The following is a 25549-nucleotide window of genomic DNA, read 5'->3' on the forward strand; positions in this document are numbered from 1 at the left end:
CCATCAAAAGGATTCTAAATTGCTCTGCTCAATGCTCGATATTTGGAAAGGCACATTTGGTTAAACTAATGTTTCATTTTTAACAGATGCGCAACCAACCTAAGATCGTTAACTTAAGTAGCACGTCAACCACACCGGAGCGTGAAGCTATGAAAGTACTGATTCAATACACCCAAGCAGGGAAATATCGAGATCAAGCGTGGGAGTCTTTAACTCTTCGATCTAAAGGTGATATGCAGGCCGTTACCCCTTCTTATGCTGCCCAACTTATCGAACAAAGCAAAGCGACACTTGTGATGACTGAGGAGCAACAAATCGTTATTCATCCATAACCGACTATTAGCCTTGTTTAACCAACCTTTGTTAGTTGTGCAAGGCTTACATCTCGCCATTTAAGTTTATCAATTTTATACACGACCAACTATATTTGGAGGTTGGCGTTAAGCATTTTTCCGAACATTGATGTTTGTTCGTTTAATCGTTCAACCTAGCTCAGGTGAAAAGCGAAAGTTACCTGATGTATCCCAAGAGGGGCCTAGGTGGTACCGCCTATTATCCTTCATAACAATATGGGTAATTATCATAAACTCTACAATGTTAGCACTTGTATTTTTTATCACTAGCAAATCATGTATGACCTTCACTTATCCAACCAAGTTTAATATCACACTTTAAATGTAAAAAATCACATTAACAATTTCATACAAATAATAAATACATCAGCTAATTTGTAACTTTTTAAAATGAAAGTCTAGAATGCAAAAAATAAACCTTTTTAAATATAGTTTTTTGTTAGTATCTGCACAAACAAATTATTAGCTAGAGGTGCTCTGTGTCGGGATTATTTGAGTATAAAATAAAAACTCATGATAACTTATCATCAATTATATTAAACATGTATGGTGCTCCATATGAAAGGCTAAATTTATCACTTGATAATAAAAAGCTTACGAGTCTATTCGCATAGCTCGAAGTGGAGGGTTACCTGCGAATGCTCATATAGTTAAACAAGCCGAAAAACTGAATAAAATAGCTCAAGCATCTAAAGTTGGCGGACATGTTTTAGTATGTGTTGGTCTAACGGCTTCCTGCATTCAGATTGCGAATACACAAGACCAACATGAGAAGAATGAAATTTTTGTTGAGTCAATAACTAGCACAGCTGTAGGAATGGGTACCAGCGCGTTAGTCGGTCTATTTTTAGTATCAAACCCTATTGACTGGTGGACTGCCATTGTACTCGCTGCCGGTACTACCGCTATTGGGTACGCCTCCGGTAAAGCAGCTGTGCTTACATACAACAACTTAGGCTCTCAGCCTGACTTAATTTCAAAGACAAACTTGGGTGCCATATGCAATTAGTTTGGAATATTATTGGATACTTAATGTTTTCTGGAATATTGATTATTTTTCTCCAGACATTATTTATAGGTATCATGCATATTTTAATGCCAAAAAAAGTTGTCAATAGTTACTTTACAGAACCTTATTTTAACACTTTCGAACTAGCTCTATTTACGGGATGGCCTTACGCATTTTTCCGAACATTGATGTTTGTTCGTTTAATCGTCCAACCTAGCTCAGGTAAAAAACGAAAGTTACCCGATATCTCCAAAGAAGTGCCTAGATGGTACCGTTCACTATCAATTCTATTAATAGGAATAATTATTATAAACTCCTCTATGCTGATAGTCGTATTCTCTTCAGCTGGAATACTCGCATTAGTAGATAGTTTAAACCCTTAATACCTTATTGTTTTTCAAGTTCAAGTTGAAACTTTGAAGTTGAATAATGTAGAAATAGCTTATTTGGGCTTAATGTAACTCGAATAAGCTATATTCTTCTCGAAAGCTATATAATTGTCACAACGACGCTTGCTCTCTTACAATAATTCTTCTTCGTTGAGACGACGAATCAACTTAGCTGGCGTGCCTCCGTATAGACAATCTGGCTGCACATCATGGTTAACGACCGAGTTCGCCGCAATCACCGAGCGAGCGCCAACTGTTACACCTTGGTTGATGACGGAATTTCCGCCAATCCACACATCATCTTCAATCGTGATAGGTTTACAAAACGTTTCCCAACGTCGACGACTTCGGTAATCAACAGAATGAGAAGCGGTATAAAATTGCACGCTCGGTCCAATGAGCACGTGGTTCCCGATGGTAATTTTGGCACCATCGAGCATGACCACGTTCATGTTGATAAAGGTTTCTTCACCTATTTCGATGGTCTTACCAAATTCACAATGAAAAGGGGACTGGACAATACAACGGCCTACCTTGCCAAATAGCTGCTTTTGCAATTCGTCGCGCTGACTTTCGTCGGTGTTATTATTGAGCGCTCTAAGTGCTTGAAGAGCATGGCTTCTAATGGCGTCAATTTCTTTGTCCATGCCATCAAAGACCTGGCCAGACATCATTTTTTCTAGTTCTGTCACTGGAAGACTCCTACAACCTGCAATTACTGCTTTCAGATTCCTCACAAGGTACGTGAATTGCGAAATAAAAAAAGAGAAAAGCCCGGACTTTTCTCTTTCCTGTTTTTATATTTTGTGGAGTCTGTCGGCTTACACAATTTCCCAGCTGTGGGTCATCTCAACACCTTCACCTAGCATTAAGCAAACCGAGCAGTATTTTTCTAGCGAGTCAGCCGCCACTTTTGCTACGACTTCTGGGTCAAGCTCGTCACCTGACACTTCAAAGTGGATATTCACTTGCGTAAAGATACGCGGTGCGGTTTCACGACGCTCTGTGGTTAGCTTGGCATTAACTGACGAGACCTTTTGGCCTGCCGTTTTCAAACCATCAACAACATCGACAGAGCTACAGCCACCAGCAGCCATTAGTACCATTTCCATTGGGCTTGGTGCGGTTGCACCACCATTGCCATCCATCACTACGGAGTGGCCCGACTGAGATTGCCCAAGGAATTTAAAATCTTCTATCCATTTAACTTCAGCTTGCATGATTTACCTCATTTAGCATCGCTTATTCAAGGCATCGTTGCCCTTACTAGCGGTGTGTTTCTTGTCGATACTTTAGCTCTATCGCATAAAAGGGCAACGGAATTTTCAACATTACTGTAATTTTTTCGCTCGGTTACCTTTCTCTATACGTAACACTTTTTATTTAAGTAACACTTTCTACAAAAATAACGATGAGGTAGCTATGAAGAATATGTCTAAGTTATTGGCCGGTTTCTCCTTCGCACTTCCAGTCTTGTTTCTACTATTGAGTAAAACAGGTACCGCCGATACGATGGATAAGCTGAAGGCTTCAGAGAATACAAGAATCGCAACGCTAGCTGGCGGTTGTTTCTGGTGTACAGAATCGGATTTAGAGCAACTGCCCGGCGTAATCGATGTTGTATCAGGTTATTCAGGTGGTCATATTGAAAACCCGACTTACCGCCAAGTCTCTTCTGGTAAATCTGGTCATATTGAAGTGATTGAGGTGAAGTACGATCCTGCTGTCGTGAACTACGAGCAAGTGCTGGACTACTTCTTCCGTCATATCGACCCTACCGACGATAAAGGTTCATTTGTTGACCGTGGTCCTCAATACCGTCCAGCGATCTTCTACCATAATGCGGAGCAAAAGCAGATTGCTAAGCAGTTTATGATGGAAATCGACAAGGCGATGATCTATCCAAAACCGTTGAAAACAGAGCTGATCGAGTTTGAAAAGTTTTACCCTGCGGAGTCGTACCATCAGGATTACTACAAGAAGAGTAGCCTGAAATACAAATACTACCGCTACGCATCAGGTCGCGATAAATACCTCGACGAAGTGTTTGGTGAAGATCGAAAAGAAAGCCCTAAAACACTTCGACAGTTGATTGAAGAAAACAAACTGCTTTCGAAAGTGAAAGCGTACAGTAAACCTGCTCAGTCTGAAATCAAATCAAACTTAACAGAGCTACAGTATTACGTGACGCAAGAAGAAGGCACGGAGCGTCCGTTTGATAATGAATACTGGGACAACAAAGAAGCGGGAATTTATGTTGATATTGTGACCGGTGAACCGCTATTTTCTTCTACTGATAAATACAAATCTGGCACAGGTTGGCCAAGCTTTACTCGACCAATTAACCCGGGTTACATCGTGGAGAAAACCGATTATAAACTGCTCTACCCTAGAACGGAGATCCGCAGTAAGTTTGGTGATTCACACCTAGGTCACGTGTTTAAAGATGGTCCTAAGCCGACGGGATTACGCTATTGCATGAACTCTGCTGCGATGAAATTTGTACCTGTGAACAAGATGGCGAGTTTAGGCTACGGCGATTACCTGTACCTATTTGATAAGTAATTTTAACCAAATTAGGAGTGAACATTCAGCGCGATGAAAGGTTTTAAATCCAACCTTCCCATGAAAGTCTGTCCGGTCTGTCAGCGCCCGTTTTCTTGGAGAAAGAAGTGGGCGCGAAATTGGGAGGAAATCGTTTATTGTTCTGAGCGTTGCCGAAGAAATAAACCAACGAAAACGTAGGTCACTCCGACCCTCTCTGGAGCATGTTATTCCCTTTGTATTAACGTTTGTACGCGTTCTCTTACCAAGGTAATAACGTCCCATCATAAGCCCAAAACGCCCCGCTATCTTGCGGGGTTGCTTTTTCTATCAAGCCTAATAAATCCTTAGCAACTCGCTCTGGCGTGAACAACTTTCCCTCTGGGACATTGGTTTGAAAAGGTGCCGACAAAGCGGTATCTGTGGTGCCAGGGTGAAGTGAAAGCACCGTGCCATGTTTGACTATTCTTTGCCATTCGATCGACATGGTTTTGAGGAACATGTTTAATGCGGCTTTCGATGCTCGATAGCTGTACCAACCACCTAACTGATTATCGCTAATGCTGCCAACTTTGGCCGAAATGGTCGCAAACTTGGGTGCAGTACTGCGCTTTAGCTTGGGCGTGAAGTATTTCGCCAACAGCAAACTTGGCAAAGTATTAACCGTGATGGTTTGCTGAAAGAAGTCTGCGTCGAGCGAGCTAAGATTCTTCTCAGGACCTTTCTCTTGGGTGTGCAACGTACCAACACAGTTCACCAACCAATCGACGTGTTCAATCTGCTCACTGAACGCTTTTACCTGCTCGTCTTGCGATACATCCACTTGATGCCAAACGACATTTGGGTGTTGCCAATCTGGTTGCTGCTTACGATAAGTGGCATGCACGCGAGCTTGAGGAAACCGAGCTGCGGCTTCTCTCACCATCGCCAAACCAATTCCACCATTGCCACCGACGATGAGTATTTCCATCACAAGTTCTCCACGTTTTCTATGTAGTGCTCTGCGGTATCAAGAATCGCTTGGCGTTGTTGTTCTTCCATGTTGTCCCAAGAGCGGAAAATCATCCCGATTCGTGGATTGGCTGCGAGGCGCTTGTCGTGTTTGTTCATAAAGCGCCAATAAAGGCTGTTAAACGGACACGATCCTTCCCCACTCCTCGCCTTATTGTCGTAATGGCAACCCTTACAGTAGTCGCTCATTTTGTTGATGTAAGAACCACTCGCCGCGTAAGGTTTGGTGCCAACAATGCCGCCATCCGCAAACAATGCCATGCCACGTGTGTTCGGCATTTCGACCCATTCAATCGCATCAACATAGATACCGAGATACCACTCATCCACTTGATCTGGGTCGATCTCGGTTAGCAAGCAAAAGTTACCAGTGACCATCAATCGTTGGATGTGGTGTGCGTAGGCGTAATCGAGGGACTGCCCAATCGCATTGCGCATACAAGCCATTTTAGTTTCACCATTCCAGAAGAAATCTGGCAGCTTTCTTTCTGCGCCCAACTCGTTCTTTTTCGGGTAATGAGGCATGTTCGCCCAATAGACGCCTCGAATGTACTCTCGCCATCCTAATATTTGGCGAATAAACCCTTCAACTTGAGAAATGTCGATGTCCGCGTTGGAATGAAATGCCTTGAGTGAAGCATCAATGACTTCTCTCGGGTGCAGTAATTTGCTGTTAAGCGAGAATGAAATTCGGCTGTGATACAAGCTCCACTTAGCGTCGTGCTGGCCTGTCATAGCATCTTGAAAACGTCCGAATAACGGCAGACAGACTTGGCAGAAATGCGCGAGTAAAGAGAGGCTTTGCGCGCGATTAATCGGCCACAACAATTCCCCTTCGAGATTTCCGATAGTTTTGATGTCATGTCGTGCCAACCGCTCAGTAATATCGCGCACGTCGGTACTGAACATCAAAGGTTGTGGCAGTTGTTCAATGTCTTTGGCTTTGAGCTTGTTACGGTTGTTGGCATCGTAATTCCATTTTCCGCCGACGGGTTTTCCGTCTTGCATCAAGATGTCGAAGCGCTTGCGCATACGGCGGTAAAAGTGCTCCATCATGATGTGTTTACCTTGAGGAAACTGCGATTCTATTTCCTCAAACGGCAACAAAAAATGTTCCGAGTCGACACAACGCGTCACGACCCCATCAAGCTTTAGTTTGGCTAACTGCTCCAGAAGACGGTATTCATCCGGGCGTTGATATTCAAACTTACTTGCACCAACTTCACTCGCGTAGTGTTGCAAGACTTGCTCAAGATCGTCGAAGGATTGTGTGTCATCCAACGTGAGGTGCAGAACTTGGTGACCTTCACTCTGACGCTCTTTCGCAAACTGTTCCATTGCGGAAAAGAACGCACACACTTTCTGAATATGATGCGTGACGTAAGTATTCTCTTGCTTGAGCTCCGCAATCAGGTAAAGCACTTGCTCATCCGGTTGCTGAAACCAAGAGTGCTCACTGTTAAGTTGATCGCCCAAGATCAATCGTACGGTTTCAAATTGCATTACGGTTTCTCCGATGACGAAGCTTTGTCACTGCTGCCCATCACAATCGGCCAATCGACCATGTCTACACTATCCAAATGCGCGCCAGGACAACGACCTTGCCACCTATCGATGAACTCCATGTGCGGGTCGTACATTTCGGTTTGCTTTTCGAGGTTGAATTGTCGTGAACCACGCGGATCAGCACCAACGCCCGCTAGGTATTGCCAATTTCCCCAGTTTGATGCCACATCGTAATCGACCAGTTGTGACTCAAAGTACGCCGCGCCATAACGCCAATCAAGGCCAAGTTCATGCACCAAACAACTGGCGACTAACTGTCTGCCACGATTCGACATATAACCGGTTTCATTAAGTTGGTGCATACACGCATTGACGATAGGAAATGGCGTTTCACCTTTCTTCCATTGTTGAAAACGGTGCGCGTAAAAGCTGGTGAGTGGTGCTTGATTTTGGATGCCACCGAATCGGAAGAGCTGTCGCTTGTGTCGACGGGCATACCAATAAAAGTATTCACGCCAAAGCAGCTCGAAGTAAATCCAGTAGGTTGAATCATTTGCACCATTCTCCGCTTCATAACGTTTCAACATGGCATAAATGGTTTTCGGAGAAACGCACCCATGAGCTAGCCAAGGAGAGAACTTGGTGGAGTAATCCATGCCATCTAAACCATTGCGTGTTTGTTTGTATTCACTGGCTAGTGTGGAAGCAAAATACTGGCGACAATGTTCAAGCCCGCGGCTTTCTCCACCATGAAACGCAGCTTTTGTGTCAAAGTAATATGCAGTAACGGAAGGAAGATTCACACCTAAAGGAATTGGAGGTAACGAACGGATACTCTCGTGGGGCCGAGAGATGTCTAAACCTTCAACTTGCTTTCTAAACTGCGTGAAAGTCGTAGGCAGATTGCTCAAGTCAAATGGCAGTTGTTCTTCCCTTAACAGGGTCCGGATTGCTTGCTGTTTTATTTTTACATGAGACGCGCCTTCAACTGCGCGATCTAACGCTTGTTGCTCATCCGAACCGGGAAAGGCGTCAGCATATATATGTGTGACGCCGAAGCGATTAACAGCATACTTGATTGCTTGATCGGGCGTCAGTTCAACCGCCCATAATCGCTGACCAAGGTGATTCAAAGATTGATTGAGTTCACTAAGCGATAAGTCGAGAAACTGCAATTTCGCACGCCCGAAAGAGGCTTCCTGCGCAAAGTGATGCAAGTAAGGCGTCATTGAAGGGTAGCAATACAAGCAAATTAACTCGTCCATTTCTACACTGGCGCTTTTCAACAGTGGGTTGTCGTGCAATCGCAAGTCGTTCGTGAACCAATAAAGTCCTATTTTCTTTTTCAATTCGCACCCTCAGATGTTAATTCTTCGTCTACGAGTTCTTTTCACGGAGACCCTGACGTTAAGCCTTTTGATTTACTTGCTTTTATACGAAAACGAGAGTTTGACGATCATTAGGTTACTAACGTTCAAACGGAATCCATTTGCTGGATATCTCAAAACACGCAATACCACCAAATGCCTGTACATGTTTCATACTGATATTTTATAAAATTTGAATCCAACGGTATTGATCACGATCTTAATCACTCATTTTCTATATAAACCATGCAAAAGTGATAAAAATTAAAGCGACATTAGTTAATATCCGTTAATCTAAGCCCAATCCCATTTTGCTAGTACCATCGCAGAAATGACCGACGAGTTTAAGAAATCAACCGCTAATTTAAAAAAAGCGGTCCCACTGATGATCAAAAACCATGTTGCTGCCACGCCAGCCAACTACGCGCTTTGGTATACCTACGTTGACAAGACCATTCCAGAACTCAACTTTGAGTTAGACATGGTGTTAGAAAACTACGGTATTTGCCCTCCAGCAACCAATAAACAGCTTTACAACAACTATGTGGCCAGCAAAGCAGAAACCAGCCTTGAAGATCTTAGAACCAATGTAGAAGTTCTGCTACATGAAGTATCCAGTTCAATGAGCGATACGATTTCAGATACTTCCTCCTTTTCCGAGATGGTAGACAAAAGCTTTAATAAACTGGAAAAAGTTGAGGACAATAGCCTAAGCATTGAAGAAGTGATGGTAGTGATTCGTCAACTTGTCGCAGAGTCACACGAAATTCGTCACTCAACAAAGTTTTTGAATAGCCAATTGACTAACGCGAGTGAAGAAATTTCTCGCCTCAAAAACCAACTGGCTGAAGTACAGCAAGATGCGTTGTTCGATGGTTTGTCAAACCTATACAACCGCCGAGCATTTGACAAAGATCTCTCTTCACTTATTGCATCAAATCAGGCAATGACCTTGATCATGCTTGATATCGATCATTTCAAATCATTTAACGACAATTACGGGCACCTTTTTGGCGATACAGTATTAAAAGCCATTGCCCGCCGGCTACAACAAAGTTGTCGAGATGGGATATGTGCGTACCGTTTTGGTGGTGAAGAATTCGCGTTAATTGTACCTAACAAATCTCTGCGAATTGCTCGCCAATATGCAGACACACTACGCCGGATGATAGAAAAACTGCGTATCAGAGATAAGCGCTCAGGCACACAAGTTCACAGCATTACCGCTTCTTTTGGGGTAGCAGAATTTGAGCTGGGTGATACGCCTGAAGCCTTAATCAATAAAGCCGATAAACAGCTTTATGAAGCAAAACAACTCGGTCGTAACCGCGTGATGCCAATTTAAATAAACTGGCTAAGCGAAAACGACTTTTATGATAAAAAAGAAAACCCCGCGCTGTAAAGTGCGGGGTTTTTGTATCCAATCATGAGTATCTTAATCGACGCTGTAGCAGTAACTTAGAATGTAGTCGTCACCATTTTTTGCGGTATATTCTTTATCTTCACTGCATGCCATCGGCTTACCTTTTTTGTCGCCTTTGATTAGACTTATCCAATGGCGCATCGCGGTTGGTGCATTGCCAGTTAGTTCAGGATGAAACGTCGTGCGAGTTTCCAATTGAATATCATCAATGTCCACTAATTCCACGCAACCAGTGCCTTTATGACAGCCAAACAGCACTTCTACATGATTGCCCGAATCATCTTTGAACAAAATCGACTTTGGATCTTCCTTTTCACCAGTGTACGCCACGAAGTGTTTTGGGCTTTTCAGGCCGCTGTGTGTACCGTCTTTGAAATAAGCCAAAACATGGCGGTAATCAATCACGTAACTTGATACGTCTTGGTGCGACCCGTTCTCCAATGGGAACATGCGGTCAAGCAGTTGCTTCGCTTTTACTTGTTTCTCACTCTGCTGCTCAGCACTTACCGCTTCGACGGCAAATACGGCTTCAGCGATAAATGGGCGTTGTTGTTGTTGCATCTCTTTTTTATCGAAGTTCAGCATATTCATCGTCATATCCTCGCACTTAAAAACTCGTCCTAGAGTAAAAACTTAAATCCTTTATTTGAGTTTCAGGCAATTCTGTGAAGTGGATGGTTAATTTCCTTGCCTGCTCATTATGTAGACTAGCGAAATATTGACTACAATTTCACAACAAAAATTTTACAATGTGAATTTTACAAAATGTCTGTGTCAAAAAGCCTTATTCGTCAGTCTCATTTTCTTGGTACGAAAATTCGTAACCTAAGAAAAAACAACCATTTAACGATGGAAGATTTGTCTGCCCGTTGTGTAAGAATTAATCCAGAGTACGCTCCGTCGGTTTCTTACCTTTCAATGATTGAGCGCGGAAAACGCGTACCGAGTATCGATATGCTCGAAGTGATCGCGGAAGTTTTTCAAAAAGATCCGGCGTGGTTTTTAGATGATGAACCCGAATTAGAAGCCATCACACCCAACAAAGGAAATCGTGGCGGGATTAGTGGCATGGCGTTGGAGCCGAGCTTCCTGTTTTCCAATGATATTCTTCAAATCGCGATACCAGAAATGCTCTCCCAAACAGGTATCACGGGGCGTCAATTCGCCCACTTACTGATCCGCGCACACCAAGAAAACCATCAAAACCATTTTCCTGATTTAGAGCGCGCCGCCGAAGAGGTCGGCTTGAAGCGGCTGAATCTATCTGTAGAAGATCTCGTAGACATTGCAAAGAGTATGGGATTGGATATCCGCTGGGTAGATCGAGCGCCACAAGATGTGATTGATGAACTGGGCGTCAGCGCCAAACAGTTGATTACGTCTTTCATGGAGCCACCTGGGACTATTTATCTCAATAAACGAATGCGTGACTATCCAACCCGATTGAAGTATGACTTGGCGGTATATATCGGCCATCGAGTGCTCCATAGCAGCGATGCAATGAATAACGTTTTATCTATCGGGCATCAAAACAATTGGGAGCAAATGGACAGCCCTGTGTCGAACTCTGAACTCAATTCGCAAGATATCCTGCAAGCTTGGCGTGATTTTGAGTCCAGCTTTTTTGCTGGTGCCTTGCTTTGCCCCAAAGTACCATTTCGTCAGTTGCTTGACCGCTCCGGTTACGAAATTGATGTTCACAAAAAGGCCGGCGTTTCTCCTTCCGTTGCAATGCGTCGCATGACGGTGGTCTCGCCTTACCCTCATTGGCACTATTTTGATGCCTATGGCCCCGGCAAGTTAAAAGCAGTGTATCGAGGAAATGGTATTCCATTGCCTTGGGGCAACATGCGCAAAGTAAACGACCCTTGCCAGCACTGGGCGGTATTCCGACGCCTTTCCCAGCCTTTGGATACCAGTTCAGCGCAAATTTCGATTTTAAATGTTGGCGACGAGCCACGTATCTACTGCTGCGAATCGGTCAACGTATTTGACCCTGCGGGAAATAATCGCGTGCTATGTGCCGGTATTGATCTTAACCCTGCTATTTCTGCACAAGGTGGCGATGCCGTTTCCATAGCGGAAGAACTTAAGTCCCTTTGTGTCGCTTCCGGCGGAAGTAGTGTTATTCCTCCCCACATCAAAAAAGACTTAACGACTATCGCTAAGATATTAAACATCAACTGGATAGAGCGCGGGATTCAAACCCAAGCAAGGTTGATCTGCTCCAGAGGGGCGGTTTGTCCAAGACAACCTAGTTGTTACAGCAAGTGCGGAGAAGCTGATGAGACGGGCAGCGACGTGAATATCATCGGGCTTTAGAAAGAAAAAACGCCAATCACAATAAACGTGATTGGCGGTATATACTTGTGAACAATTTGTATTCACTAACAACGTCAGTTGGCTAGGTGACCCTCGGCTTAATAAGGGTCACTCTAAGTAAAGCACGATGCGTGCCAACTTTAAAAAAGCCGTTTTTTAGTAGATCCAGATGCATATCGTTGCTTTATTAACCATTAATTTCGCAAACTGCATTTGCAAAATGCAACATTATGCAAATATGCCACTGAATGCACTGCTAATAACGACTCTCTCAGCAAAGTGTCTGTGAACATATGAAGTCACATATTCTTGCACCTCAATGATGATGAGATTTCGGGCTCCCAACTTTACCATTCCTCTAACCCCTTATTGAAACTGGGTTCAGGCTCATCCGCCATGCTTTTGTTGATACATTCTCTCATCGGCTATTTTCATCATTTGCTCAGGAGATGACATTTGCGGGTCAAATATCGCGTACCCAATACTGGCTTTCAAATAGATAAGCGTTTCATCGTAAATGACGGGCGTAGAGCATAGCGCTAATCGAAGTTTTTGTAGAAGAGACTGAACATTTTCTTCCGTTCCTGGGTGATGAACTACAACTAAGAACTCATCACCGCCCATTCTGGCCACGATGTCTGATTTACGCAGAGAGCTTTTTACCCTTTCAGCCGTAGCGATTAAAACTTTGTCACCTGCGTCGTGACCATAGGTGTCGTTAATGTGTTTAAACCTATCTAGGTCAATATTAATTAAGGCGAAGCTATAACGCTTTTTATAACGTTTCGCTATTTCGAACTGCTGCTTGTAAAACTTCATAAAATAGCGACGGTTTGGTAAATTCGTGAGTTCATCGTGTAAAGCTCTGTCATCTGCAATGGTATACAGTCGATAAATGGCGAACAGCGCGAGGCTAAGTGCGAATATAATGGGATAGCCGATTACTCTAGCTAAATGCAACTGATGCCAAGAGATTTGGCGATCAGCTTTGCCTCCAGAGAAAACCACCATACTCCACCCACCATAAGGAAAATGAACCATCTCTTTTGCATATACCATGCTATTTATACTTTGCGCGCCAAAGAAAGCATCACCAAATGAGCCACCGCTATCGTAACCACGGATCATTAAAGGGTAACGATACGAGAAATCAATTACGCCGGTTTCTCTCATCAGAGCATCGAAATCAATCACCGCACTGATCACTCCCCAGTAGTCCTGATTCATTGGAGGATCAAGAAAAACAGGCACACGCACGATCAAACCTCGGCCACCTTGGATCAATGTAACGGGCCCTGCGATGAAAATTTCTTGTACATCCTTGGCTTTTTGCACCTGTACCCACTGCTGTGGCACTGCGCGGTAATCAAGGCCGATTAGGCGCTCATTACCTTGGCGTGGAAATACGTGACTAATTACATCATTTTTCGCGATACCGATGATTGTAATATGTTTACTTTTATTTAGGATTCGGTGAGCGGCGATACTCAATTCTTCTTCTTGATTTTTAGGAAGTAACGTAATGAGTGTCGCTAAAGTACTGGCTTTGTAGATATCCGCCATAAGTACCGCTTCCAAATTGGAACGGAGAATGGAAAGTTGTTCTTTGGCCTCAACTTGAACTCGCTCTTTGTGAAGCTCTTGCTGGTTTCGATTTAACAGCTCGATAACCCCAATACACAAAGCGAAAAAGGTGAGGAAGAACAATGCAAAATAGCATCGCTTTCTGGGTAAATAACGCATTTTCTCCCCACAACTCGTATACAACTACGAGATTTTTTATTTATTGTTAAAATTCTTATTATCACAAGAATAACCAATCATAATCAGAAAGGTAACAGTGATTGACAACTTTTATGTTTTAGGTGTGAGATGATGCATCAACAAGGCGATTTATTTGGCGGCGATCTATGGCAAGAAGTAGAAAGAGGAAAACTTTATTATGATCCTCATTTTCTTAGCCATCTTGAGGCGGATAATTACTTTGACCAACTTCGAAAGACACTGCCATGGCACCAAGAACACATTACTATGTTCGGCAAGTCAGTACTTCAACCTCGCTTACAAGCGTGGCACGGTGATGCAGCATATACTTACTCAGGCTTAACCATGCAGCCTCACCCTTGGGCTCCTGAGTTAACTCAGCTGAAAGTACGTTGTGAATCAGTTGCTGATGTCACTTTTAATTCTGTTCTCGCTAACTTATATCGACACGGTCAAGACTCAATGGGCTGGCACCAAGATAATGAACCAGAGTTAGGTAGAAACCCTGTTATCGCATCTTTGAACTTAGGTGAAACACGTCGATTTTTGCTTAGAAATTTACATTGTAAAACTGAGATTGAATATGAGCTTTCTCACGGCTCCTTACTGATTATGGCTGGCGAGCTACAGCATCACTGGAAGCACTGCGTACCAAAAACCGCGAAAACCAAAGATGAACGTATCAACCTGACTTTTAGGCAAATTTTTAACTATTGACTCAGCTTTTACATTCTCAATTAATATTGATGGTAGGTTTAGGTTCAGGACTTCATAGGGAATGGATTTATGCGTATTAAACCTCTTAGCTTAGCGGTCTTACTCTCTTGCTCACTTACCTTTGCTGCTCAGGCATCACAGGAAGAGGTACCGCTTCTCGATAATACTCAATCAGCGCAGTTGATTCGTAGTACCTACGAACAGGAACTGTTCACTTTCCCGGCGTTTAAAGAGGGCCATTTTGGCTTACGCATGTACCGCCAAACATTAGATGAGAAATATCACGCTGCCATTTGGACCGACATGGCACAAGTAGCCAGCCGGTTAAACCAATTTGCTAATGAAGTTGTTGAACCAGAAGACATCATTCTCTATTCATCTCAAAGGCTGACCACGTATCAAGAGAAAGAAACCGAACGAGGGCAGCGACGCTATACCGTGACTAAACACCATCCTGAGTACCTTTATCTTGGTGTGGATTTGCTTGGCGCAATGGCAAGAGCAAACGAATACGGCCTAAAGCATAAACAAGACAAAACGCTGAGAAAAATTATTAGGCGCTACGATTTCTCGCGTTACGTTACGGACAAAGAGATGATAGAAGCATGGGCAGCTCAGCTTGCAAACCAAGTCTACTGGCTTCGTCAGTTAGGAGAGCAAGATGTGGTCGAGGAATTCACTCAAACCTTCCGTGACACCTACCCCGACGATAAAGATAAGATGCTTTCAGCTCAGCAGTATTGGAACAAACTCTATGGTATGACGCACATCATCTTTGCCGATTCACAGTATTATCAGGAGCGAGTAAGCGAGAAGAAACACCAATGGATTTATGATTACTTTCGCAACAATATCGATACTATCCTACTGCGCGCCAAAGAAGACGTGATTGCGGAAGTCGGCATTTCGTTTTTGTTAGCAGGCTTGGACCATGATCCGGTCGTAAAGAAAACCCGCCAAGCCATTCGTCACGCAATCAACGCAGAAAAAGGGATGATTCCGTCGGTCGACGGTAACTTTGATCTCAAGTACGGCGAACACCGTAACGTACTAGCCATCATGCTGCTCGATTGGAAAGGGGTACATAAAGCGCCAACTTATCAAGAGCACCCAGAGGCTTTTAAATCGATACCTTACGGCTTAATGCCCAAGCCTTAGAAATAACAAAACCCGCCATTTAGGCGGGTTTTTAGTGTGTATCTTCAATCTAAATTAGAGAGAGATAAAAATGCCCGCTAAGCACGCACTCATCAGGTTAGCGAGTGTACCAGCAGCAACCGCTTTTAGGCCTAGACTTGCAACATCTTTGCGGCGCTCAGGTGCCATCACGCCGATAGAACCCAACTGAATCGCAATTGAGCCAATGTTCGCAAAACCACACAACGCAAAAGTGATAATAATTTGAGTATGCTCAGACAGTGTCGCTTTGTGCTGCACAAAATCGATAAACGCAACAAACTCATTCATCACCACTTTCTGACCAATGTATGAACCCGCAGCTAGAATTTCGTGGCTTGGCACACCAATCAACCACGCTAGAGGTGCAAACAAATAACCAAAAATCGCTTGTAGCGTTACGCCAGAGAAACCAAGTATCTCGCCCAAGTTTTCTAGCCCCGTGTTCACCATCGCGATAACACTTACGAAAGCGATAAGCATGGTACCAACAGCAACGGCAACTTTCATACCGCCCATGGCACCGCTTGCTAGCGCATCAATAACGTTACTTTCTTCTGATTTATCTAGCTCAATATTGTTGTAATCGCTTGGCGTTTGACGCTCAGGAACGATGATTTTTGCCATCATCAAACTACCTGGTGCTGCCATAAAGCTTGCCGCGATCAAGTATTTGAGGTCGACACCCAAACCAGCATAACCACCAAGCACACTGCCCGCCACTGAAGCCATACCACCAGCCATCACGGCAAACAGTTCAGAGCGAGTCATGTTAGAAAGAAATGGACGAATAAGAAGTGGTGACTCGCCTTGAGATAAGAAAATGTTCCCTGTTGCAACCAAAGACTCTGCTTTACTCGTACCCAAGAACTTCTGGATAGCGCCGCCAATAAATTGAATCACTTTTTGCATAATGCCCAAATAGTAAAGGGCGGAGATAAGAGCACTAAAGAAGATGATGATAGGAAGGACACGGATAGCGAAGATAAAGCCAGAAGAAGCGAGGTCACCAAAGAGGAATTTAATCCCTTCATCAGCAAAGCTGAGTAGCCCCGCGACACCATTACTTAAACTCGCCAGCGCCGCTTGACCCAACGGGAAATAGAGCACCAAAGCAGCAAACCCCATTTGTAGCATCAAGGCGCGAGATACAGTTTTCCAATTAATGGAAGAACGACCCTCAGAAAGTAGGAAAGCACAACCTAGCAGTGCAACAATACCAAATAGACTAAATAGAACACTCATGAGCTGGACCTACTAAACGTTGAAAAAGAAAAAAGAGCCAAAGGAATTGGCAGAAGAAAGGGACAACGCAGCGAGTGATAACTCACTTTTAGATCCAGAATGTAGACAGAACGAATAGTTCGACATCTTATTTTTACCTTATACAAGCAATTGAACGTAGCTGGTCCGGTCCGTGGGGTCATTCACTGCTGGCGAGCATGTTGCTTGGCCTGCTCCATGTGACGGCTTGTATGGGTAAGGGTCCTGAACAACTAAACCCTAATTCCCGCTTAAACGGGACGCAAGTATAGCCAACAAAAAGAGATATTCATCACATTTATTTACGCAAACGTTCAAGCGTTCAAAATTTAGGCAAAAGCACTCTTTTGTCGTCATACTATTAATAAAAGTAAGGGCATAAGGATAGGCGTTGATGGTAAAAAACATAAAAGTGACCAATAAATATGCAATCAAACTCGAAAGAGCCAAAATTCGTCATTTTGCTCTCGCCAACAGGTGGATTTTGGTTATAATTCGCGTTGCTTCTTTCGAGGCCTCTGAGTATTCAGAGCATCATGATGCCGAGATGGTGAAATTGGTAGACACGCTAGCATGAGGTGCTAGTGCCTTTGGTGTGAGGGTTCGAGTCCCTCTCTCGGCACCATTATCCTTCTTCCCTAATTTTGTTCGAGTGTAATGCAAAGTTCTAAGCAGGCAAGACAGTCTACAGATGCTAATCAACTTCTGAGTGAGCTTGCGGTTCACGCTTTATTACACCTGCACTTTAAAATTCACGCGTCCTCGCATGGCCTATCCCTTAAAGAACGTAATGACTTACTTCAGAAATGGCTGAAACCAAAACTGAAGAGTAATCGCTATAAGCTGATTAAAAAGCCGTTAAAGTCTTTGACTCAGCAGGCAAAAGGTGAGAACGGAAACCTGGAAGCATTACTCGAGCGCTGCGTCGGTGCAGACAAACCCAGCAACCCTCAACCCGATCTAGATAGCTACTTGCTGCTGATCAACGAGATTGAGAAGAAACTGGGGACTACCGTGTTATTATCTCGACCGGAAGACGTCGACTTATCTCACGACCAACACGGCTGTTTGCTGTGTGTGCTTTCTGAGAACTTAAATCAGCACTTTGATGGCAATAACGCCCTAATCGCTCCTATTTCGATGCTGTTCCGCGGACCAATGAGTCAACGTTCACTTTTTCTTGGCAGCATTTACGCCAGTGGTACCTTCAATTATGAAGTGCAGTATCAAGACGACCAGTTCGTTCGCATCACATTAGAGTTGGCGTAAGTGTAACGCTAAGAAATAAACGAATCGAAAAAGGCCGCGAAACTCGCGGCCTTTTGCTTATCTAGATTTAAACTTGAGTTAATCGATCTCTTTAAATCGAGCAGTAAAGTGGCGCAGCACTGGTGGCTCGTACTCGAAAGTGAGCCCTTTTAACTCATGTGCACGATTTTTCAGTTCGATAATCGCATCCGCAATGTAATCCATATGATCGTTTGTGTAGACACGACGTGGAATGGTCAAACGCATCAACTCAAGCTCTGACACTTTTTGTTTACCCGTTTCCGGATCTCGACCAAGCAGCAACGATCCTATCTCTACTGCTCGAATACCCGCTTCCAAGTACAAAGCATTACACAATACCTGCGCAGGAAACTGATCCGCTGGAATATGTGGCAAAATCTTAGCGGCATCCACAAACACCGCATGACCACCCGTTGGGTATTGAATCGGAATACCGCCTTCACGTAAGCGCTCACCTAAGTATTGAACTTGGCTAATTCTATAGTGAAGAAAATCCTCATCCGCGGCTTCATACAAACCGCGAGCGAGCGCTTCCATATCACGCCCAGCCATGCCGCCGTATGTTACAAATCCTTCCATGGGTACGCAGCGCGTCTGCACCGCCTGGAACAACTCCTTATGATCACGAATACAACACATGCCACCAATGTTTACCATCGGGTCTTTCTTAGCTGACATGGTGAGCATATCACCGTACTGGTACATCTCACGGATGATTTCCAGAATCGATTTATTCTCGTAACCCGCTTCACGCTGCTTGATAAAGTAGGCGTTCTCACAGTAACGAGCCGAGTCAATCACCACTGGAATATCGTACTTGGTTGCAATCTCGTACACACTGCGCATGTTTTCCATCGACACAGGCTGACCACCGGAGCTATTACAAGTAATCGTGGTGATAATTGCACAAATGTTATGCGAACCGTGCGCTTCAATTGTTGCCACCAGCTTATCGATATCAAAATTGCCCTTCCAATCATAAGGCGTAGTGGTGTCGAATGCTTCTTCCGTTACCACGTTAATCGCTTTACCGCCATTGAGTTCAATGTGACCCGCTGTGGTATCAAAATGGTAGTTCGAGATAAATACTGGCGTTTCGCCACCACGCACCTGACGCATACGCTCAATCAAAGCGGGGAACAAAATTTGCTCGGCACCACGCCCTTGGTGTGCAGGCACGGTGAGCTTATAACCGAAGAAGTGCTCCACTGCATCACACAGGTTGTAGTAATTTCGACTCCCCGCATAGGATTCATCCCCCATCATGATGCCAGCCCACTGATTATCACTCATGGCACCAGTGCCAGAGTCAGTCAGCAAATCGATATAAACATCATCACTACGAAGAAGAAATGGATTATAGCCCGCTTCTTTTAACGCGACTTCACGGTCTGCCAAAGTCGTCATTTTGATTGGCTCAACCATTTTGATACGGAAAGGTTCTGGAATACGTTTCATTGTTAATTTCCTTATACGCATTGCCCTACGCAGTTTCACGTAAGACTAAAAAACAAATAGATAGAATGCTTTTCAATGCGATTGCATTGAGGAAATCAACGAGAAGAGATTTTACTAAGAAGAGACAAGCAGTAGTCTAGGTTATACCAGAACGACAGCACCAAACGGCTATCGAGAATATCCTTTATTCTCATCGTCTTCGTCCTCCTGATAAAAATAAAAAGTCAGAAACCCCATGTCTCTGACCTTTTCAATATAGTGCAGTTTTCAATCAATTTTCAGTGAGGTCACCCTCATTTTAAGAAGGTCTCGCCCTTTTCATTCTGCGTTTGATATTACTTTCTTTGACTAGGTAATCGAAAAGTGGCGCGAATAAGTTAGCAAATAGAATAGCTAACATGATGCCTTCTGGATAAGCCGGGTTCAGCACTCGGATAAAAATCGTCATCACGCCGATTAATAGTCCGTATGCCCATTTCCCGTTATTGGTAAAAGCTGCCGAGACAGGGTCTGTCGCCATGAAGAAGGTACCAAACGCAACCCCACCAATCACGAAGTGCCAGTAGAACGGCATGGAGAACATGGGGTTAGAGTCTGAACCGATCGCATTCAATAGTAATGAAGCTCCGATTAAACCGACCAACACGCCCGCAACAATTCTCCACGATGCAATCTTCATAAAGATGAGAACCAAGCCTGTTAGTGCGATCAACAACGTGGAGACTTCACCCATCGAGCCGGGTAAATTACCAACAAAAGCATCTCCCCATGAAATTGGCTCTCCCGTCATATTATTTATCAAAGCACTTTGCCCTCCTTCATACCATTGGCTGAGTGGAGTAGCGCCAGAGTAACCATCAGCCGCGACCCACACGGCACCACCGGACATGTTGGCAGGATAGGCAAAGTATAAGAACGCGCGCCCTGCTAAAGCTGGATTTAGGAAGTTTCGTCCAGTACCACCAAAAATCTCCTTCGCCACAACAATACCGAAAGTGATACCTAAAGCCGCTTGCCATAGTGGAATTGTCGGAGGAAGGATCAGCGCAAAGAGTATAGAGCTGACAAAAAAGCCTTCATTTACCTCATGCTTTCGCACAATAGCAAACAGAACTTCCCAGAAACCACCAACGATAAACACCGTCGCATAAACTGGAAGAAAGTAAGTAGCACCAAGCCACATTTTACTTCCCCACCCCGCTTGTGAAACCGCATCTAACGAGCCCCATACCCAACTCAGTTGCCATGAAGAAACAAGCGCTTGCTGAGCTGAGGCTTGATCCATTCCATACAACAAGGCATCACTCGCTTGCTGGCCTATGTTGTACATACCCCAGAACATGGCAGGGAAGACCGCCAGCCACACCATGATCATAATACGTTTTAAATCGATGCTATCTCGAACGTGAGTCATGCCCTGGTTTACCTTACCAGGCGTGTAAAAAATGGTTTCGACAGCTTCGAAAAGTGGGTAGAACTTGTGATACTTCCCACCTGGACCAAACTTAGGTGTCGCTTTCTCAAAGTAATGTTTAAGGCTCATAACGCTCCTCCTTTATCTAAAAGATGGTACGCACATGTGTAAAAAGCGATCGTTTTTTAATCTCTTCGTCTTCCTTCTTCGTATTTCACCTTGTTCGCCACTCTTCTGTCTCCTCTTTAAATCCGGCGAACAGTTTATCCAACGAAAAAGGGACCGCTCATGGACACACTCGCCATTGACCTAGCTAGATTCCAATTTGCCTTTACTGTCTCTTTCCACATTATTTTTCCAGCTTTTACGATTGGTTTGGCAAGTTATCTCGCTGTATTAGAGGGCTTGTACTTAAAAACGGGCAACAAACAGTACATGCAAATCTATAAGTACTGGCTCAAAATCTTTGCCATCAGTTTTGGTATGGGTGTGGTGAGTGGCATCGTGTTGAGCTATCAATTCGGTACTAACTGGAGCGTGTTTGCCGACAAAACAGGCCCAATCCTGGGCCCGCTAATGGGTTATGAAGTTTTTACTGCGTTTTTCCTCGAAGCGGGGTTTTTAGGCGTGATGCTTTTCGGTATGGATAAGGTGGGTAAGAAGCTTCACTTCGCCGCGACTTGTATTGTTGCATTCGGGACGTTTTTGTCTGCGTTTTGGATACTTTCGGTTAATAGTTGGATGCAAACACCAGCGGGCTACAGTATCAACGAAGCCGGACAGTTTATCCCAGAAGACTGGTGGGCGATTGTCTTCAACCCTTCCTTCCCTTACCGGCTCGTTCATATGTTGCTCGCCGCTTACCTTACTACTGCCTTTGTTGTAGCCGGCGTTGCCGCTTATCACTTACTAAAAGCAAACCATAACCCTCTAGCCAGAATTATGTTCTCGATGGCAATGTGGATGGCTGCCATCGTGACACCAATTCAAATCGTTGCTGGAGACATGCATGGTTTAAACACCCTTGAACATCAACCCGCCAAAGTCGCCGCGATGGAAGGGCACTATGAGTCTCACCAAGGCGCGCCATTGATCCTCTTCGGTATCCCTAACGATGAAGAAAAACGCATGGAATACGCACTGGAAATCCCCAAACTCGGTAGTTTGATTTTAACTCATGACCTCAACGGTGAAGTGAAGGGATTAGATGCTTTTCCAGAGGAGGAACACCCTCCTGTCTCTATCGTTTTCTGGTCTTTCCGAGTCATGGTCGCGCTTGGTTTTGGCATGCTTGTTATTGGTTTGTGGAGCCTTTGGCTAAGAAAACGTCGCAAACTTTTTGATTCAAGGGCACTTCAACGTATTTGTGTGCTGTTTGCCCCAGCGGGGTTCATTGCAGTTTTAGCAGGCTGGATAACTACCGAAGTCGGTCGACAGCCTTACACCGTATACGGTCTTTTAACCACAGCCAATTCGGCATCGCCTATTGATGCCGCCGCGGTGAGAGTCTCCCTGACGGCGTTCATCGTGGTTTACTTTGTGGTTTTTGGAGCTGGCTTCTTCTATCTCCTACGTTTGATGCGCAAGTCTCCAACTCGATATGAAGAAGGTCTAGATAGTCGACTTCCTGATGGCACGAAAACTGATGCCATCACACATTCTAACCATCTAACCTAGGAGCTAACTCATGGATTACGCATTAATTTGGTACGCTTTGATTGGGCTCGCCGTTCTGATTTATGTCGTGTTAGATGGCTTTGATCTCGGTATTGGTATCCTATTTCTCAGCGCTAATGACGATGAAGAGCGCGACATGATGATGAACAGCATCGCTCCTGTTTGGGATGGGAATGAAACTTGGCTAGTTCTTGGTGGTGGTGGGCTTTTTGCCGTGTTCCCCCTCGCCTACGCGGTCATTATGCCAGCACTCTATGCTCCTCTGATTTTAATGCTGCTCGGGTTAATTCTGCGTGGGGTTTCTTTTGAATATCGCTTCCGAACACAACGCGGAAAGTTTTTATGGGATAGCGCTTTTTTCATTGGTTCACTCACCGCGGCATTGATGCAAGGCATTATGCTCGGAACCCTGCTCCAAGGTATAGAGGTTAGTGAACGAGCATACGCAGGTGGATGGTTTGATTGGCTTTCGCCATTTAGCGTATTTTGTGGCTTGGCGCTTGTTTGTGCTTATATCCTGCTCGGTTCATGCTGGTTATTAATCAAGCTTCCAGAAGAGCTGATGGGGCGCTATTACGTGGTCGCGCGACGATGGGGACTAGCGATGGTAGCCTGTATATTTATCGCCAGTTTGTGGCTGCCATTGAGCCAAAATATCGTCTTTGAACGTTGGTTCTCATTACCAAACTCACTACTGTTTTTCATATTACCAATTATTGCAGCGGCACTCATTTGGCAGCTATTCAAAGCCTTACTCGACCACAAAGCCGTCCGAGCCTACGTTCTTGCGATCGGCCTGTTTCTTGTGTCCGCGATGGGTTTCGGTGTCAGTACATTCCCTTACTTGGTCCCATTCGCACTCACTTATCAAGACGTCGCCGCGCCAGACAAAAGTTTGGCATTTTTACTTGCCGGCGCGGTGGTATTACTTCCTCTGATCATAGCCTACACGGCTTATTCGTACTGGGTTTTCCGCGGCAAGATGAAACGTGGAGAAGGATATCACTGATGAAACTAAAACCCATTTTGTGGTTCATTGGCATTTGGCTGGTAAGCGTGGTCGCCTTGTTTATCATCAGTTCGTTGATACGAACTGCGATATTGTAGGCCCAGAGTCTACTGCACCACATCTGAAGCCATTGAGGTCTATACTCAAGCAAGAGTAAAACAACGGAGTGTTTTTATGACCTTAAAGCGGTTTCTGGTAACTTTGATTCCTTTGACGGTTCCACTGTTTTCACCAAATGCATTGGCCGTAGACAAGCAGATGTCATCCGCCATTAAAAGTAAAATGCGGTCTATTTGCTCCGCAACAGACGAGCAGGGCCGTTGGCGACTTGCCGAAGCAACTCCTGACGCCAGACGTTCACTTAACATGGTGCTTTATCAAATGAATGCCGATGATAAATTGAAAGCAATTCATGAGGTGAGAACGAAAATGGTCGGCGGCACCCATTATGCGTTTGAGTTCGAGTTGCAAGATGGTCAAGTCTGGAATGCAATTGTATTGCACAGTGCCCGAGGCGATTACATGATAGAAAGACACGCCAAGAAAGGTGAACTCTGCCCTAAAGATGGCAACTCCTAATTCCCAGATTCAAATACAATAAAGGCGACAGTTACGTCGCCTTTGTTTTATACCGTTTTCGCCTCTATCTTTTCATTCACTTTATCGCAAATGTACTCTCCAATAGGCATTGCAGATGTCGCTGCAGGAGAGGGGGCGTTGCAAACGTGTAAGCTTCTTGCGCTCTCGGCAAACAAGAAGTCATGAACCAAGGTTCCGTCGGATAACACTGCTTGCGCACGAATACCCGCAGGATATGGTTTGAGATCTTCTACCTTGATGCTTGGGCAATATTTGTTGACCAACTTGAGGTAGCCCGGCTTCCACCACGAGTTCTTAAACTCACCCAGTCCGGTTTTTAGATGCTTTTGTGTCACCTTCCAAAAGCCGGAGAAACTGAGCATTTGCATGGTATCTTGCAAGCTGAAGTTAACCTTGTCGTACCCTTCTCGCTTCCAGCCTTGCACCGCATTTGGACCAACGGTCACACTGCCATCAATCATGCGAGTCAGGTGGACACCTAAGAATGGCAAATCAGGGTCGGGAATTGGATAAATAAGATGATTCACCACTTGGTCGTGTTTGCTATCTAAGCGGTAGTATTCACCACGATAAGGGATGATCTGAAAGTCAGTTGGAATACCCATCATCTTAGTCATGCGATCCGCCATCAAGCCGCTGCAAGTAACCAAGAACTTGGTATTAAGCTGCATCGTTTGACCGTCTGAAATGCAGGTCAGTTGGACTTCTTCGTCCTTCTCTTCGGCAGCCACCACTTTGGTTCTCAGGCTGATTTGACCACCGAGCGTTTTGAACTCTTCCGCCATCTGCTCAGTGACCAAACGATAATCGACAATACTGGTGGTTTTGACATAAATCGCGCCCAAGCCTGTGATGTTTGGCTCAGCCAGCTTGAGTTGAACTTCATCGAGTAGCTTTACGTCGATGCCGTTGACATGGCAGCGCTCATAGAGGGCATTCATGCGTTCGACTTCTTGCTCATTGGTCGCAACCAGTAACTTGCCACAGTTCTCCACCGAAATATCGTGCTGAGCACAGAACGAAATGGTTCGCTCTACCCCACGCTTACAAAAATCGGCTTTTAGGCTGCCCGGTGCGTAGTACACTCCAGCATGAATCACGCCGCTATTGTGTCCGGTTTGGTGCTTCGCAAAACCGGACTCTTTCTCAACCAATAAAATGGATTTGTCTGGGTGGCGTTGCTGCAGTTGCCATGCTGTCGACACACCAACGATACCGCCACCAACAATGATGTAGTCATAGACTGATTTCATACGA

The 25549-nt window shown here is 44.6% G+C and carries 24 protein-coding genes and 1 tRNA gene; 14 read left to right on the top strand and 11 right to left on the bottom strand.

The window, feature by feature from the left end; genetic code table 11:
• Positions 1–149 precede the first annotated feature (149 nt).
• Together R7P80_RS14405 and R7P80_RS14410 are read left to right on the top strand one after the other, a co-directional pair.
• On the top strand, positions 150–332 hold the full coding sequence (locus R7P80_RS14405) for a hypothetical protein (protein ID WP_021035913.1): 183 nt from the start codon (positions 150–152) through the stop codon (positions 330–332).
• A gap of 838 nt (positions 333–1170) precedes the next feature.
• Positions 1171–1362, top strand: coding sequence for a hypothetical protein (locus tag R7P80_RS14410; protein ID WP_318096701.1), 192 nt, complete (start codon positions 1171–1173; stop codon positions 1360–1362).
• A gap of 520 nt (positions 1363–1882) precedes the next feature.
• Here the strand turns inward: R7P80_RS14410 and R7P80_RS14415 are convergent.
• Both R7P80_RS14415 and R7P80_RS14420 read right to left on the bottom strand, forming a co-directional pair.
• Entirely contained in the window at positions 1883–2443 is a 561-nt protein-coding gene (locus R7P80_RS14415) for a sugar O-acetyltransferase (RefSeq protein WP_053304653.1), read from the bottom strand.
• Between the two features lie 129 nt (positions 2444–2572).
• Positions 2573–2971, bottom strand: coding sequence for an OsmC family protein (locus tag R7P80_RS14420; protein ID WP_005374132.1), 399 nt, complete (start codon positions 2969–2971; stop codon positions 2573–2575).
• 202 nt (positions 2972–3173) lie between these two features.
• On the opposite strand from R7P80_RS14420, the gene msrB reads away from it, so the two are divergent.
• Positions 3174–4316, top strand: coding sequence for a peptide-methionine (R)-S-oxide reductase MsrB (gene msrB / locus R7P80_RS14425; RefSeq protein WP_053304654.1), 1143 nt, complete (start codon positions 3174–3176; stop codon positions 4314–4316).
• 33 nt (positions 4317–4349) lie between these two features.
• Positions 4350–4496 carry a DUF2256 domain-containing protein gene (locus R7P80_RS14430; protein ID WP_080996743.1) on the top strand — a complete coding sequence of 49 codons (147 nt, stop codon included), beginning with the start codon at positions 4350–4352 and terminating at the stop codon, positions 4494–4496.
• A 61-nt stretch (positions 4497–4557) separates the two neighbouring features.
• On the opposite strand, the gene R7P80_RS14435 is transcribed toward R7P80_RS14430, so the two are convergent.
• From R7P80_RS14435 to R7P80_RS14445, 3 genes are read right to left on the bottom strand one after another with little or no spacing between them, the layout of a single operon-like run.
• Complete coding sequence (locus R7P80_RS14435; protein WP_053304655.1) at positions 4558–5265, bottom strand: SDR family oxidoreductase; 708 nt, start codon at positions 5263–5265, stop codon at positions 4558–4560.
• Positions 5265–6809, bottom strand: coding sequence for a cryptochrome/photolyase family protein (locus tag R7P80_RS14440; RefSeq protein WP_053304656.1), 1545 nt, complete (start codon positions 6807–6809; stop codon positions 5265–5267). The genes R7P80_RS14435 and R7P80_RS14440 overlap by 1 nt, the downstream gene beginning before the upstream one ends.
• Positions 6809–8161, bottom strand: a complete 1353-nt coding sequence (locus tag R7P80_RS14445; RefSeq protein WP_053304657.1) for a DASH family cryptochrome — start codon at positions 8159–8161, stop codon at positions 6809–6811. Before R7P80_RS14445 ends, R7P80_RS14440 begins: the two co-directional genes overlap by 1 nt.
• Positions 8162–8510: 349 nt before the next feature.
• Between R7P80_RS14445 and R7P80_RS14450 the strand changes: the two genes are divergently transcribed.
• A complete protein-coding gene (locus R7P80_RS14450; protein ID WP_017635511.1) occupies positions 8511–9524 on the top strand; it encodes a GGDEF domain-containing protein in 1014 nt (337 codons plus the stop codon).
• A gap of 90 nt (positions 9525–9614) precedes the next feature.
• On the opposite strand, the gene R7P80_RS14455 is transcribed toward R7P80_RS14450, so the two are convergent.
• A complete protein-coding gene (locus R7P80_RS14455; RefSeq protein ID WP_005374156.1) occupies positions 9615–10193 on the bottom strand; it encodes a malate synthase in 579 nt (192 codons plus the stop codon).
• Between the two features lie 174 nt (positions 10194–10367).
• Between R7P80_RS14455 and R7P80_RS14460 the strand changes: the two genes are divergently transcribed.
• Positions 10368–11924, top strand: a complete 1557-nt coding sequence (locus R7P80_RS14460; RefSeq protein ID WP_080773721.1) for a DUF3612 domain-containing protein — start codon at positions 10368–10370, stop codon at positions 11922–11924.
• Positions 11925–12311: 387 nt separating this feature from the next.
• Here R7P80_RS14460 and R7P80_RS14465 read toward each other — a convergent pair whose 3' ends face one another.
• The gene (locus R7P80_RS14465) at positions 12312–13667 is read right to left on the bottom strand and encodes a diguanylate cyclase (RefSeq protein WP_053304658.1); all 1356 of its coding nucleotides are present in this window, start codon (positions 13665–13667) and stop codon (positions 12312–12314) included.
• Positions 13668–13799: 132 nt separating this feature from the next.
• Here R7P80_RS14465 and R7P80_RS14470 point away from each other — a divergent pair, with 132 nt between their 5' ends.
• Positions 13800–14405 carry an alpha-ketoglutarate-dependent dioxygenase AlkB family protein gene (locus tag R7P80_RS14470; protein ID WP_033906254.1) on the top strand — a complete coding sequence of 202 codons (606 nt, stop codon included), beginning with the start codon at positions 13800–13802 and terminating at the stop codon, positions 14403–14405.
• A gap of 69 nt (positions 14406–14474) precedes the next feature.
• Entirely contained in the window at positions 14475–15563 is a 1089-nt protein-coding gene (locus tag R7P80_RS14475; RefSeq protein WP_005384167.1) for a DUF3541 domain-containing protein, read from the top strand.
• Between the two features lie 54 nt (positions 15564–15617).
• Here the strand turns inward: R7P80_RS14475 and R7P80_RS14480 are convergent, their stop codons facing one another.
• On the bottom strand, positions 15618–16826 hold the full coding sequence (locus R7P80_RS14480) for a NupC/NupG family nucleoside CNT transporter (RefSeq protein WP_017635515.1): 1209 nt from the start codon (positions 16824–16826) through the stop codon (positions 15618–15620).
• A gap of 412 nt (positions 16827–17238) precedes the next feature.
• Between R7P80_RS14480 and R7P80_RS14485 the strand changes: the two genes are divergently transcribed.
• The 3 genes from R7P80_RS14485 (at position 17239) to R7P80_RS14495 (ending at position 18113) form a co-directional block, all read left to right on the top strand.
• Positions 17239–17421: a hypothetical protein gene (locus R7P80_RS14485; RefSeq protein WP_021035910.1), complete on the top strand. Its 183-nt coding sequence runs from the start codon at positions 17239–17241 to the stop codon at positions 17419–17421.
• Positions 17386–17469: transfer RNA gene (locus R7P80_RS14490), tRNA-Leu, on the top strand. The genes R7P80_RS14485 and R7P80_RS14490 overlap by 36 nt, the downstream gene beginning before the upstream one ends.
• A 32-nt stretch (positions 17470–17501) precedes the next feature.
• On the top strand, positions 17502–18113 hold the full coding sequence (locus tag R7P80_RS14495) for a DUF2913 family protein (protein WP_054574504.1): 612 nt from the start codon (positions 17502–17504) through the stop codon (positions 18111–18113).
• A 78-nt stretch (positions 18114–18191) separates the two neighbouring features.
• On the opposite strand, the gene R7P80_RS14500 is transcribed toward R7P80_RS14495, so the two are convergent.
• A complete protein-coding gene (locus R7P80_RS14500; protein ID WP_053307136.1) occupies positions 18192–19592 on the bottom strand; it encodes a tryptophanase in 1401 nt (466 codons plus the stop codon).
• 298 nt (positions 19593–19890) lie between these two features.
• A complete protein-coding gene (locus R7P80_RS14505; RefSeq protein WP_047102825.1) occupies positions 19891–21135 on the bottom strand; it encodes an NADH:ubiquinone reductase (Na(+)-transporting) subunit B in 1245 nt (414 codons plus the stop codon).
• A gap of 159 nt (positions 21136–21294) precedes the next feature.
• Between R7P80_RS14505 and R7P80_RS14510 the strand changes: the two genes are divergently transcribed.
• The 3 genes from R7P80_RS14510 to R7P80_RS14520 all read left to right on the top strand — a co-directional run bounded on the left by R7P80_RS14510 (position 21295) and on the right by R7P80_RS14520 (position 24271).
• Positions 21295–22683 carry a cytochrome ubiquinol oxidase subunit I gene (locus R7P80_RS14510; protein WP_225491659.1) on the top strand — a complete coding sequence of 463 codons (1389 nt, stop codon included), beginning with the start codon at positions 21295–21297 and terminating at the stop codon, positions 22681–22683.
• Between the two features lie 10 nt (positions 22684–22693).
• Complete coding sequence (gene cydB, locus R7P80_RS14515) at positions 22694–23692, top strand: cytochrome d ubiquinol oxidase subunit II (RefSeq protein WP_005374173.1); 999 nt, start codon at positions 22694–22696, stop codon at positions 23690–23692.
• Between the two features lie 174 nt (positions 23693–23866).
• On the top strand, positions 23867–24271 hold the full coding sequence (locus tag R7P80_RS14520; protein ID WP_017635518.1) for a hypothetical protein: 405 nt from the start codon (positions 23867–23869) through the stop codon (positions 24269–24271).
• 47 nt (positions 24272–24318) lie between these two features.
• Here R7P80_RS14520 and lhgO read toward each other — a convergent pair whose 3' ends face one another.
• Complete coding sequence (lhgO, locus tag R7P80_RS14525) at positions 24319–25545, bottom strand: L-2-hydroxyglutarate oxidase (RefSeq protein WP_225491658.1); 1227 nt, start codon at positions 25543–25545, stop codon at positions 24319–24321.
• Positions 25546–25549 lie beyond the last annotated feature (4 nt).

This window comes from Vibrio sp. 2092 (genome assembly GCF_033339635.1).
Taxonomy (GTDB): Bacteria; Pseudomonadota; Gammaproteobacteria; order Enterobacterales; family Vibrionaceae; genus Vibrio; species Vibrio alginolyticus.